At 73.1% G+C, this 12,161-nt stretch carries 11 protein-coding genes; 9 read left to right on the top strand and 2 right to left on the bottom strand.

What is annotated here, in order from left to right; translation table 11 throughout:
- Positions 1–87 precede the first annotated feature (87 nt).
- From ACPU2J_RS31410 to ACPU2J_RS31385, 6 genes are all read left to right on the top strand, one after another.
- Positions 88–1,752 carry a GH3 family domain-containing protein gene (locus tag ACPU2J_RS31410; protein ID WP_423834570.1) on the top strand — a complete coding sequence of 555 codons (1,665 nt, stop codon included), beginning with the start codon at positions 88–90 and terminating at the stop codon, positions 1,750–1,752.
- A 15-nt stretch (positions 1,753–1,767) separates the two neighbouring features.
- Positions 1,768–2,649, top strand: a complete 882-nt coding sequence (locus ACPU2J_RS31405; protein ID WP_420078600.1) for an alpha/beta hydrolase — start codon at positions 1,768–1,770, stop codon at positions 2,647–2,649.
- Positions 2,642–3,862, top strand: coding sequence for an enolase C-terminal domain-like protein (locus tag ACPU2J_RS31400; RefSeq protein WP_420078601.1), 1,221 nt, complete (start codon positions 2,642–2,644; stop codon positions 3,860–3,862). Before ACPU2J_RS31405 ends, ACPU2J_RS31400 begins: the two co-directional genes overlap by 8 nt.
- A complete protein-coding gene (locus ACPU2J_RS31395; protein WP_420078602.1) occupies positions 3,859–5,625 on the top strand; it encodes a thiamine pyrophosphate-binding protein in 1,767 nt (588 codons plus the stop codon). Before ACPU2J_RS31400 ends, ACPU2J_RS31395 begins: the two co-directional genes overlap by 4 nt.
- A 72-nt stretch (positions 5,626–5,697) precedes the next feature.
- On the top strand, positions 5,698–6,612 hold the full coding sequence (locus tag ACPU2J_RS31390; protein WP_420078603.1) for an FAH family protein: 915 nt from the start codon (positions 5,698–5,700) through the stop codon (positions 6,610–6,612).
- Positions 6,609–8,003 (top strand): phthiocerol/phthiodiolone dimycocerosyl transferase family protein, encoded by a 1,395-nt coding sequence (locus tag ACPU2J_RS31385; RefSeq protein WP_423834569.1) that lies wholly within the window; start codon positions 6,609–6,611, stop codon positions 8,001–8,003. Before ACPU2J_RS31390 ends, ACPU2J_RS31385 begins: the two co-directional genes overlap by 4 nt.
- Here ACPU2J_RS31385 and ACPU2J_RS31380 read toward each other — a convergent pair.
- Entirely contained in the window at positions 7,930–8,271 is a 342-nt protein-coding gene (locus ACPU2J_RS31380) for an ArsR/SmtB family transcription factor (protein WP_361592999.1), read from the bottom strand. The two genes, ACPU2J_RS31385 and ACPU2J_RS31380, sit on opposite strands and share 74 nt — an antisense overlap.
- A gap of 221 nt (positions 8,272–8,492) precedes the next feature.
- Between ACPU2J_RS31380 and ACPU2J_RS31375 the strand changes: the two genes are divergently transcribed.
- The 3 genes from ACPU2J_RS31375 (at position 8,493) to ACPU2J_RS31365 (ending at position 11,224) form a co-directional block, all read left to right on the top strand.
- Positions 8,493–9,923, top strand: a complete 1,431-nt coding sequence (locus ACPU2J_RS31375; RefSeq protein WP_420078605.1) for an MFS transporter — start codon at positions 8,493–8,495, stop codon at positions 9,921–9,923.
- Between the two features lie 148 nt (positions 9,924–10,071).
- Entirely contained in the window at positions 10,072–10,443 is a 372-nt protein-coding gene (locus tag ACPU2J_RS31370) for a 5-carboxymethyl-2-hydroxymuconate Delta-isomerase (RefSeq protein ID WP_365071336.1), read from the top strand.
- A 58-nt stretch (positions 10,444–10,501) separates the two neighbouring features.
- Positions 10,502–11,224 (top strand): SDR family oxidoreductase, encoded by a 723-nt coding sequence (locus tag ACPU2J_RS31365; protein WP_420078606.1) that lies wholly within the window; start codon positions 10,502–10,504, stop codon positions 11,222–11,224.
- Here ACPU2J_RS31365 and ACPU2J_RS31360 read toward each other — a convergent pair.
- The gene (locus ACPU2J_RS31360) at positions 11,194–12,069 is read right to left on the bottom strand and encodes a helix-turn-helix transcriptional regulator (protein ID WP_420078607.1); all 876 of its coding nucleotides are present in this window, start codon (positions 12,067–12,069) and stop codon (positions 11,194–11,196) included. The two genes, ACPU2J_RS31365 and ACPU2J_RS31360, sit on opposite strands and share 31 nt — an antisense overlap.
- Between the last annotated feature and the right edge of the window lie 92 nt (positions 12,070–12,161).

Here is a 12,161-nt window from a genome sequence, read left to right as displayed (position 1 = left end):
CGGCCGCTCTCCCACCCCTTTCTCACACCGGCGTTCGAGACCCCTTCCGGGCCGTCCCGCCCGGATCCCAGACCTTCGGGAGCAGTTGTGGACATACCGTATTGGCAGGAGCACTGGCACGAACGGCGCGAGCCCTTCGCCGAGGAGTGCCGGCAGGCCCGTCAGGACCTGCTGGCCGACCTGAAGGACCCGGGCACCGCCCAGCGCCGCGTGCTCGCCGACGTCATCGACATGAGCGCGGGATCCGTGCACTGGCGCGAACGCGGCTACGACGTCGTGGCGTCGGACCACGACCGGTTCCGCTCGGTCCTGCCGGTCATGCGCTACGAGGACTTCGTGCCCGAGATCGAGCGCGAGACCCGCACCAAGGGCGGCATCCTCACCTGCAGCCCCGTGATGCGCTGGCTCAAGACGAGCGGCACGACCGGGACCCCGAAACGGGTCCCCTACACCCTGCACTGGCTGCTCACCTACCGCATCCCGGCCATGAAGGCGATGTGGGGCACCTATCTGGAGCACCATCCCGAGCTCCTCGGCCACCCCTACGCCACCCTCGACACCCAGACGGTCCGCGAGGACGTCCTCGACTTCGTCCACGGCATCGAGCACCAGGCCGTCAGCAACCGGCACCCGCAGATCAACAGCCGTGACTGGAACCCGCCGTGGTTCGAGTCCCCCTGGTTCGGCCCGGACGTGCCCACCGGGCACGAGGGCCGCATGTACCACCGGCTGCGCCACCTGGTCGGCAAGGACCTGCACCACATCTCGGCGATCAACCCCAGCACCCTGATCTCCCTGCGCGACCTCGTGGAGGTCCACGGCCCCGCCCTGGTGCGCGACCTGCGCGAGGGCACCCTCGAAGGCCGACCGTACGGCGACCCGGACGAGCGGGCCGCGTCCCACCTCGAACAGGTCCTGCGGACGCCCGACTTCACCTTCAAGGACCTGTGGCCCTCGCTCACCCTCTACACCTGCTGGCTGTCCGCCTCGGCCGGGCTCTACGCGGCCAAGCTCGACGCCGTGTTCCCGGGCGTGGCCAAGCTGCCCTTCATGAGCTGCGGCACCGAGGGTGTCACCACCATCCCGGTGGACGACTCCCTGCACAGCCAGCCGCTCGCCGTCGGCCAGGCGTTCTTCGAGTTCGTCCCCGCCGAGGTGCCGCTCGGCGAACTCGTCGAGTCCGGCGGGCCGATCGACACCCTGCTCGTCCACGAGGTCGAGCAGGGCCGCGACTACCACCTCATCATGACGCAGGGCAACGGCCTCTACCGGCTGTGGACCGGGGACGTCTACCACGTGGACCGGATCGCCGACGGCACTCCCTGGGTCCACTTCGTCCACCGCGACGGCGTCTTCCACTCCTTCACGGGCGAGAAGATCACCGAGGCCCAGGTCACGGAGGCCATCACCCGCGGACTCGCCGCCTCCGGGCTGCGCACCGGGCTGTACATGTGCGGTCCCCGCTGGGGCGAACTGCCCGGCTACGTGGTCGTGGCCGAGGTGCCCGAGCCCTCCCCCGAGCTGGGCCGCGCGCTCTCGACCGCCGTGGACGAAGCCCTCCACGAGATCAACATCGAGTACGCGTCCAAGCGCGACAGCGGCCGCCTCGGCCCGATCGAGGTCCACGCGGTGCCGGCCGACGCCATCGCCGCGTACGTCGAGAGCCGTCGGCAGGCGGGCAACGCCACCCAGTACAAGTACAAGCCGTTCCAGCGCGACACCGACTTCGTCGACGTCGTCGGCGGACGCTGAAGGGAACGTTCCGACATGATCGAGACCAAGAGGCCCCCGCAGAACATCCGCCGCGAAATCATCGGCCTGCCGGTCGAGGGCGCCGAACTCGCCCTCCACCTGTGGCGCCCCAGAGGCGAGGTCAAGGGCGCCGTCTTCTACTTCCACGGCCTGCAGTCGCACGCCGGCTGGCTCTGGGAGGTCGGGCCCCAGTTCGCGGACAACGACGTCGCCTTCTTCGTCCTGGACCGGCGCGGCAGCGGCATCAGCGGCGGCGCCCGCCACGAACTGCCCACCGCCCGTACCGTCCTCGACGACTACGCCGCGGCCGTCGCACACGTCCGCACCATGATCGGGGACGACGCGCCCCTGTCGCTGTTCGGCCACTGCCTGGGCGGCTCCTTCCTGGCCGCGCTGCTCCACGACCCGGCCTTCACCACGCGCTACGACGCGGCCGTCTTCTGCTCGGCCTGGCTCGGCAAACTGCACGCCACCCTGGACGAGGAGCAGCGCGGCGCGCTCGCGGCCGACACCTCGGAGGAGCCGTGGGACGCCGGGCTGCTCGCCCGGGACTTCACCGACGAACCGCGCCACCGGCACTTCATCGACAACGACGACCTGGCCGTGCGCCGGCTGACCCGGCGTTCGCGCGCGGTCCTGCTGGAGCTCGAGCGGATGTACCTGGAGCCCGTGCACACGCCGCCCTCGGTGCCGTCGGCCTTCGTCTCGGGGATCACCGACCCGATCGTCGACCTGGACGACGCGCAGCGCACCTTCCTGCGGATGACCGCGAGCGACGGCGCCCTGATCCGGTTCGCCACGGACAAGCACTACCTCTTCTACACCGACGTACGGGCCCGGCTGGTCGACTGGGCCTCCGCCTTCACCCTGCTCCAGGGGCTGGACCGCAATGTCTGAGCCCGCCACGGCCGAGCTGTACCGGGTCGAGCTGCCCATGGCGGTCGGCTTCGACCACCCGGCCCACCGGCGCACCACCTCCGACAGCCTCCTGCTGCGGCTGACGGTCGACGGCTGGTCGGGCATCGGGGAGTGCGCTCCCCGGCGGTACGTCACGGGGGAGACCTCCGACCTGGTCTCCGACGCCCTGCGGGCGCTGCCCCTGGAGGCCATCGCCGCGAGCCTGCGCGCCACCGACCCGGCCGCCCTCCTGGCCCTGCTGCTGCACGAGGGCGCGGCCGCGCACTACGCGCTGCCGGGCGGCAACAACCTGCACTGCCTGGTGGAGACCGCGCTGCTCGACCTGCTCGGCAGGCGCCTGGGCCTGCCGGGCACGGAGCTGGTCCCCGGCCCCGGCCCCGGCACGGTGAGCGGCGCGGCCCCCGCCTCGCTCCCGGTCTCCCAGGTGCTCGACCTCAGTCTGGACGTGGAGGAGTTCCTCGACACCCGCGGCCCGTTCCACTTCGTGAAGACCAAGGCCTCGTCCGACATCTCCCGGGACGTCCGCACGGTCGCGGCGATCAGGGACCGCCTCGGCGACCGGGTCCCGGTCATGGTGGACGCCAATATGAGCTGGGCCGCCGAGGCGGCCGTCGGTCACACCCGGTCCCTGCACGAAGCCGGAGCCACGTACGTCGAGGAACCGCTCGCCAGGGGCTCGTGGCGGGAGCTGGCCCGCCTCCGCGAGCAGGGCGCGCTGCCGGTGGTACTGGACGAGTCCGTCCGTACCGCGGCGGACGCCCGGGCGGCCGTGGCCCACGGCGCGTGCGACGCGTTCAACATCCGCATCGCCAAGAACGGCGGTCCGGTCGCCGCGGCCGGGCTCGCCGCGTTCGCCCGCGAGCACGGCCTCGCCTTCCAGATCGGCGTCCAGGTGGCCGAGGTGGGCCCGCTCATCGCCGCGGGCCGGGCCCTGGCCCTGCGCCACACCGACGCCCTGACCGTCGAGGGCGGCCAGTCGGACCGCTTCTTCCCCGACATGGTCGTCTCCCCGCGGCCGGTCGTGGACCGGGACCGCAACACCGTCGGAGCCTTCCCCGGCACCGGCTTCGGACTCGAACTGAACCAGCACGCCGACCGCTGGGCACGGGCCCGCCGCACCGAGGGCGACCCGGGCTGGCACCCGACGGCTCCCGCCACCACCCACACCGCACGCAGCGAGGACCACGCATGACGACGCCGGCTCCCACCTACTTCTCCGACCTGGTCGTGGAGTTCCTGCACCAGCAGGACATCGACACGGTCGTCTTCAACCCCGGCGCCTCCTTCCGCGGGGTGCACGACTCGCTGGTCCACGCCGACAACGCGGCCGTCGCCCCCGAGATCGTGATGGCCTGCCACGAGGAGATCGCCGTGGCCATCGCGCACGGCTACCACAAGGCCGGCGGCCGCCACATGGGCGTCTTCGTCCACGCCAACGTCGGCCTGCTGCACGCCTCGATGGCCGTGTTCAACGCCTGGTGCGACCGGGTCCCGCTGTTCGTCCTGGGCGGCAACGGCCCCGTGGACGCGGGCAAGCGCCGGCCGTGGATCGACTGGATCCACACCTCGCAGAACATCGAGTCCGTCGTCAAGGACTACGTGAAGTGGTGCGACCAGCCCATCGGCCAGCGTGCCACGGTCGAGTCCCTGACCCGCGCCTTCAAGCTGATGAACACCCCCATGCACGCCCCGGTGTTCGTGGCCCTGGACTTCGACACGCAGGAGCAGGAGCTGGAGGAGGGCGTACGCCTCTACCCCGCGACCGCGACCGCGCCGACCCTGCTGCCCCCGCTCGACCCGGAGACGGTCGACGACCTCGCCCGACGGCTGCTGGCCGCCCGCACACCGGTCCTGGTGGTGGACTTCTCCGGCCGGGACCCGGAGACGGTGGCTCCGCTCGTGGCGCTCGCCGAGGCTCTCGGACTGGCCGTCGTCGACCGGGGCAACCGCCTCAACTTCCCCTCCACCCACCCCCTGAACGTCAGCCACACCGGCACCGACGCGATAGCCGGCGCCGACCTCGTGATCGCCCTGGAGGTGCAGGACCTGGTCGGAGCCCTCGGCTCCTTCCTCTCCCTGACCGACCAGGGGCTGCCCGAGAACGGCGCCGACATCGTCACCATCGGCTTCAACGACCTCCTCACCAGCAAGTGGGCCGCCGACTACCAGCAGCTCGTGCCCGTCACCCGGTCCGTCGCCGCGGACACCCGGGCCTCGGTCGAGGCGCTGCGCGCCGTCGCCGAGGACCCCCGGGGCCCCTTCACGGCTCCCGCTTTCACCGAGCGCCGCGACCGGCGTGCCGCCGTCCTGGCCGACGTGCACGAACGCAGCCGGGCCGCGTGGGCCCGCGAGGCGGAGGAGACCAAGCGGCGCGAGCACATCCATGTCGCCGGCGCCGTCGACGAGATCCACCGCGCGGTGCGCGACGAGGAGTGGATCCTGACCAACACCGGCAGCCTGACCGTGGACGGCTGGGTCAAGAAGCTGTGGCCCCTGGAGCGTCCCGGCAGCTACCTCGGCCTCAACGGCGGCGGTGGCCTCGGCTACGGGCTGGGCGCCTCCATCGGCGCCGCGCTCGCCCACCGCGACGACGACACCCTGTGCATCGACCTCCAGTCGGACGGCGACTTCCTCTACACGCCCAGCGCCCTGTGGACGCTGGCCGCGCAGCAGGCGCCCCTGCTCGTCGTCGTCATGAACAACCGCCTCTACCTCAACTCCACCCAGCACGCGCAGCGCATCGCGGGCAACCGCGACCGCGACATCGACCGCGCGCACATCGCCACGAGCTTCTACGACCACCCCGTCGACTTCGTGACCATGGCCCGCTCGTACGGGATCCACGCGCTCCCCCGCGTCGAGAAGATCGGTGACGTGGCCCCCACCGTCGGCGAGGCGGTCCGGCACCTGAAGACGCACCGGGCGCCGGTGCTGGTCGAGATCCTCATGGACTGACCGCCCACCCGCCGCAGCGCCTCACCCCCACCCCCACACACCTTGCAGCCCACACCCCAAGGAGTTCTCACCGTGACGGTGCTCTTCGAATGCCTCCACGACCAGGTCCGGCACGTGGGCCTGGGCATCCCCGACGCCGGCGAGCCGCTGCGGCTGCACCGCCTGCGCGCGGACGACGACCTCGCCGCACTGCTCGCCGGAGCCGCCGACGAGGAGGCGCGCACCGCCGCGGTGACCGCCCTGCTGGCCGACCGGCCCGTCGTCGAGGTGGCCGCCCAGGACCGGCACCGGGTGCGCCCCCGACCGCCCCTGCTGCCCGCCCACGTCGGCGACGCGCTGGTCAGCGGCTTCATGATGACCCACAACGTCAAGATCGACGCCGATACGCAGGACCAGCCGAACTGGTTCGTCAAGGGACTCGGGGACGTGCTGCGCGTACCGGGGGAACCGCTCTCCGTGCCCGACGGCGCCCTCGCCGTGTGCGAGGAGGCCGAGGTGGTCCTCGTGTACGTGGGCGACGCCCGGGGCGTACCGCGGTACGCGGGCCACACCTTCGGCAACGACCTCACCGACATCGGCCGCTTCAAGCGGCACGCCGGTCACCTCTCCTACGCCAAGCTCTGCGACGCGGGCATCGCCCCGTCGCTGCACCTGGGCCCGCCGCCGCGGTCGGCCACCGGCGAGGTCGTGATCGAACGCGGCGGCTCCCCGGCGTGGAAGGGCTCCTTCACCACCGGCACGGACGCCATCCACTACGACGTGGCGGCCATGATGGACCGTCTGTTCGCCCACCGCTCCCTCCACCGGCCGGGGCGCGTGCACTACGTGTACATCGGCGCCGACCGCAGCAGCTTCCACGACGGCTTCCGCACCGCCGACGGGGACCGGGTCACCATCGACGTGACCAGCCACGGGGTCCGGTTCGCCCACCCGCTGGCCTGGACCGGGCCCGCCGAAGGGACCGCCGCACAGGAGTGGGGGCGGTGAGCGCGGCGGACCTGCCGCGCCGGCTGAGCGACACCGAGGCGGCCTTCGCGTACACCCACGCCCTGCTGGCCGGCACCACCCAGGTCACCACCCGGCTGTCGCTGGGGGAGGCCGTGCCCGACGGTGTCGTGGAGCGTGCGGTGCAACGGTGGGAGCGGGACCTGCCCCTGCTGCGGCTGCGCATCGAGGAGCGGCCGGACGGCCTGTGGTTCCGGGAGGCGCCGGGTGCGGCGGCGGAGCGGGTGCACCATGGGGCGCCGCCCGGCGCGCGGAGCCCCGACGACGTCCTGCGGGCGGAGCTCAACGACGTACTGCCCACCGGGGGGCCGCTGTGGCGGCTGCGCGTCGTCCGCGAGGCGCGGGAGACGCACCTGTTCTTCACCCGCAACCACGCCATTTCGGACGGGCACTCGACGGGAGCGGTCCTGCGGGCGCTGCTCGACCACCTGCCGGGGCCGCCCGTTCCTCCGGCGGCCGGGGCGGGGCCGTTCGAGGACGTGCGGCGGCTGCCGCCGGACGCGGACGCCCTGGAGTACCTGCCGCCGGCCGCTCCCGCCGCGCGGAGCGCCGAACACGTACCTGCACCCGCGGCCGGTTCGTCACCGGCACCGGCACCGGCACCGATTCCGTTCGACGCGACCGCCCGGTGGGCCGATCGCACGGCCGACTTCACGACGCTCGACCTCTCCGCGGAGGAGACCGGGAGGCTGCGCTCGCGCTGCCGGGCCGCCGGGGTGTCGGTCAACCAGTTCCTGGGGGCGGCGCTCGCCGAGTCCTGGACCCGGGTCACGGGCCGCGCGGACGTCCGGTTGCTCACCGCCGTCTCCCTGCGGGGCCGCCATCCGGGCCCGCTGCCCGACGTCGGCTGCTTCATCTCCGTGGCCGGTGTCCCGGTGGAGCCGCACGCCGCCGGGACCGAGGAGACGGCGCGGAAGTACGGCGCCGCGCTGCGCGACGCGGACGCGCGGTGGCGGCCGCCCCGGCGCGGGCACGCGGAGATCCGCCGGGCGGTGGCCCGGACCGCGGAGGCCGCCGAGGCGCCCGGGATCTGCCTCACCAACGTCGGTGTGGCCGATACCGCGTTCGGTGCGCACGCGGGACGTGTCACCGGCTTCCGTACGGTCGTCAACCGCACCGGCGGCAACTACGCGCTGGTGCTCCACGCCGCCACCTTCGCGGGGGCCCTCTCCCTCGCCCTCGCCCACGGGGTTCCGGCCACCCGTCCCGCGACCGTGCGCGCGGTCGCCCGGGAGCTGCGCGCACGTCTGTCGGAGCCGGGGTCGGAGCTCACCGGACCCGCCGTCGCGGCGCCGCGGGTCAGTCCTGCCGCAGGGCCAGTTCCAGCAGGCCGGGGAAGCGCGCGTCGAATTCCGGCCGCCGGAGCCGGTTGAGCCGCTTGGGGCCGGCGTCGCGCTGCTCCAGCAGGCCTGCGTCCCGCAGGACCGCGAAGTGCCTGCTCAGGGTGGCTTTGGTCACCGGTACGTCGAAGCTCCCGCAGGAGCGTTCCCAGTCGTCGGCCCCGGCCAGTTCGCGTACGAGGGTGCGTCTGACCGGGTCGGCGAGTGCGAGCAGCGCCGCCTCCAGCGGAACCTCGGCCGGGTCGGTGTGGACCGGCGGGAGCCGGTGTCCCGGGCCGGGGGGCGTGTCCGCTGCCGTCATGGCGGTTCTCCGTCCGTCGGGGTGACCGGAACCAGCGGTCACCGATTGCAGAGTGTTCGATGATCTGCGTACACTCCCGAGTGTTCGTCTCGTAACGAACAGTCTACGGGGTCCGGCCCCGTACCGCGCCGCCCGTCCGCCCGCCCGGACGGCCCGCCCCTCCTCTCCTCCCCCTCTCCCCTCCCTCTCTTTCATCCAGCACAGCACGGAAGGACGAGCACGTGACTCGCCATGAACCCGCCGCACCCGCGGCCCGGCCCGGCCCGGCCCTCTTCGCCGCCTGCCTGGGCTTCGTGGTCGTCATCCTCGACGTCAGCGTGGTCAACGTCGCCTCCAAGGCCCTCACCGCCGAGTTCGGCGACAGCCTCGCCGGCCTGGAATGGGTGATCAACGGCTACACCCTCACCTTCGCCGCCTTCCTCCTCACCGCGGGCGCACTGGGCGACCGCTTCGACCCCCGGCGCATCTTCGTCGCGGGCTTCGCCCTCTTCGCCGTGACCTCCCTGGCCTGCGGCGCCGCCCCCACGCTCGCCACCCTCATCACCGCCCGCGTCCTCCAGGGCGTCGGCGCGGCCCTGATCGTGCCGTCCTCGCTCTCCCTGGTGAACACCAACTTCCCCGACCCGGCCCAGCGCACCAGGGCCGTCAGCCTCTGGGCGGCCGCGGGCGGCCTCGCCCTGGCCCTCGGGCCGGTCGTCGGCGGACTCCTCGTCGACACCCTCGGCTGGCGTTCGATCTTCTACGTCAACCTCCCCATCGCCGCCGTCGGCATCCTGCTGACCCAGCGCTACGCCCAGGCCGCCCCGCCGCGCGACCCCTCCCGCCGCCGTTCGCTCGACCTGCCCGGCCAGGCGCTCGCCATCGCCGGCCTCGGTGCGCTGACCGCCGCCATCGTCGAGGCCAACGCCCGGGGCTGGGGGGACGCGCTCGTCGTCACCTGCATCGTCGTCTTCGTGGCCGCCCTGATCGGCTTCCTGGCCGTCGAACGGCGCAGCGCCGACCCGATGCTGCCCCTGCACCTGTTCGGGCGGCGGGCGTTCAGCGCCACCTCCCTCATCGGGGTCCTGCTCAACTTCGCCTTCTACGGCCTCATCTTCGTCTTCAGCCTCTTCTTCCAGCAGGTGTGGGAGTACTCCCCCCTCACCGCCGGGCTCGCCTTCCTGCCCATGACCGGCGCCATCATGGCGGCCAACCTGGCCTGCGGACCCCTGGTCAAGAAGTACGGTGCGCGCAGCGTGCTGCTCACCGGAAACCTCCTCGCCGCCGTCGGCTACCTGGCCGTCGTCCCGGCCGTCGGGTCCGACTCCTACCCGGCCGTCATCGTCCAGTTCCTCGTCGCGGGATTCGGCATCGGCCTCGTGGTCCCCGCCATGACCAACGCCATGCTCGGCGCGGCCGACCCGGCCAACGCGGGCATCGCCTCCGGTGTCCTCAACGCCTCCCGCCAGCTGGGCGGCCTCGTCGGCGTCGCCGTCATGGGCCTCCTCGTCGGCCAGGCCGCCACCGGGCACTTCCTGGCCGGGCTGCGCGCCGCCCTCCTCTCCGCCGTCGTCGCGCTCGCCGTCGCCGCCGTCCTGAGCGCCACCGGAATCCGCAGGGCCGCCGCTCCCGCCGCCCGCGCCGCGACCCCCTCGGCCGCGCCGAGCCGCTGAGCGCGGTGGCGGGCGCGGGAATCGGCGCACGCGCCGGCCTGCCGCCCGCGCGGGCCCGTACGAGCACGACCGCGGACCCGCGCCTCTCCACCGGCAGCCCTCCCACTCCCCGACACGACACGAACCGACACGAACCGAAAGGCCCGCCGTGCCGCACCTCGTCCTCGAGTACTCGGGCAACGTCCGCGACTCCTTCGACCCCGCCACCGTCCTCACGGAGGTCCACTCCGCACTCACGACCGCCGGTGGCTTCCGACCCCAGGACTTCAAGAGCCGTGCGGTCCGCCAGGACGTCCACGCCGTCGGTGACGGCAGCCGCGAACAGTCCTTCGTCAACCTCGACGTGCGGACCTTCGCCGGCAAGTCCCCCGAGACCAGGGCCGCCATCGCCGAAGCCGCGCTCGCCGTCCTCACGCGCGCCTTCGCCCGGACGATGAGCGAGACCACCTGCGACGTCTCGGTCCAGGTCACCGAACTGGACCGGGCCTCCTACGCCCGGGCCCGCTCGGAACACGCCTGACCCCTCCACCGCCCCTCCGCCCCACCCCGCACCACGACACGTCCAGGAGAGCCACACCATGAACAGCTACGAGGGCCGGCGCGCCCTGATCGTCGGCGGCACCTCCGGTGTCGGCCTCGCCACCGCCCGGGCGTTCGCCGAGCGCGGCGCCGAGACCGTCGTCGTCTCCCGCTCGCCCCACAAGCTGCAGGCCGCCCTCGCCGAACTCGCGTCCCTCCCCGGCACGTCCACGGCCACGCCCCTCGACATCCGCTCCGACACCGAGGTCGAGGAGTTCGCCCGGTCCTCCGGCACCTTCGACCATGTCGTCGTGTCCGCCGCCGAGACGCCCATGGGCCGCGTCGACACGCTCCCTCAGGCCGATGCCTACGCCGCCATGGACAGCAAGTTCTGGGGCGCGTACCGCATCGCCCGCTCGGTCCCGATCGACCCGCAGGGCTCGCTGACCCTGGTCGCCGGATACCTCTCGCAGCGCCCCTCGAAGGCCTCCGCCCTGCAGAGCGCCATCAACGCCTCCCTGGAGGCCCTGGCCCGCGGCCTGGCCCTGGAGTACGCCCCGCTCCGCGTCAACACCGTCTCGCCCGGCCTCCTGCGCACGCCCCTGTGGGACGGCCTCGCGGCGGACGCGCGTGACGCCATGTACGAGGCGGCGGCGGGCCGCCTTCCCGTGGGCCGGGTCGGCACCCCGGCGGACGTCGCCGCCGCGGTGCTCTTCCTCGCCGACAACCCGTACACCACGGGCTCCACGGTCTACGTCGACGGGGGCGGCACCATCGCCTGACGTCCGGCGCCGCTCTGCTGGGTGAGGACCCGCACCGCGTCGGACGAGGCCGGATCGTTCGCGGTGTAGATCTCCACCCGGTGGTCGGGGCTGTCCGGCTGGAGCCACACCTGGTAGTCGACGCTCACGGCTCCGACGGTGGGGTGCCGCAGGTGCATGGACCCCACGGTGCACTCGGAGACGTCTCCGGTGGCCCACATCGTCGCGAAGTCGTCGCTGCGCATGGCGAGTTCCCCGATGAGGCCCGCGAGCCGCGCGTCGGTCGGGTACCGGCCCGCGGTGAGCCGCAGGTAGGCGACGTGGACGCGGGCCAGCTCGTGCCAGTTGGTGTACAGGGCGCGGGTGTGGGGGTCGAGGAAGAACATGCGGGGCATCGACGGACGCGCCCGCGGGTCCTGCGGCAGGTCGTACGGGACGTGCTCGGCGAAGAGCGCGTGCCCGGTGCGGTTCCACGCGAGGACGTCCCCGCGCCTGCCGAGGACGACCGCCGGGACGCTCTCGCCGAGCGAGTCCAGGAGCGTGAGCACGCGGGCGTGCGGCTGTTCGGCGGGCGGTTCGCCCAGGCCGGGCTTCGCGGACTGCCGCGCGAGGTTGTGCAGGTGGACGGTCTCCACCCGGTCGAGCCTGAGCACCCGAGCCAACGCGTCGAGCACCTGCCCGGACGCCGAGTCGGCCTGGCCCTGCTCCAGGCGCGTGTAGTAGCCCGCGCTCACTCCGGCGAGGTGGGCGAGCTCCTCCCGCCTGAGGCCGGGCACCCGGCGGGAGGCGCCGTAGGTGCGCAGGCCGATCTCGTCCGGCGTGACCCGGTCGCGACGGCTCTTCAGGAACGTTCCCAGGCTCTCCATGCGTGCGAGCCTAGGCCGTGGTCCGGGCCCGTGGGTGTACCTGTCGGGTGTACCCACGGGCCGGGGATGGCTGTCACCCTCCCGCCGGCGGA

It is taken from the genome of Streptomyces manipurensis (assembly GCF_049570255.1).
GTDB classification, from domain to species: Bacteria; Actinomycetota; Actinomycetes; order Streptomycetales; family Streptomycetaceae; genus Streptomyces; species Streptomyces manipurensis.
The sequence above is the reverse complement of the archived record's forward strand: the minus strand, read 5'-3'. Positions and strand labels throughout refer to the sequence as shown.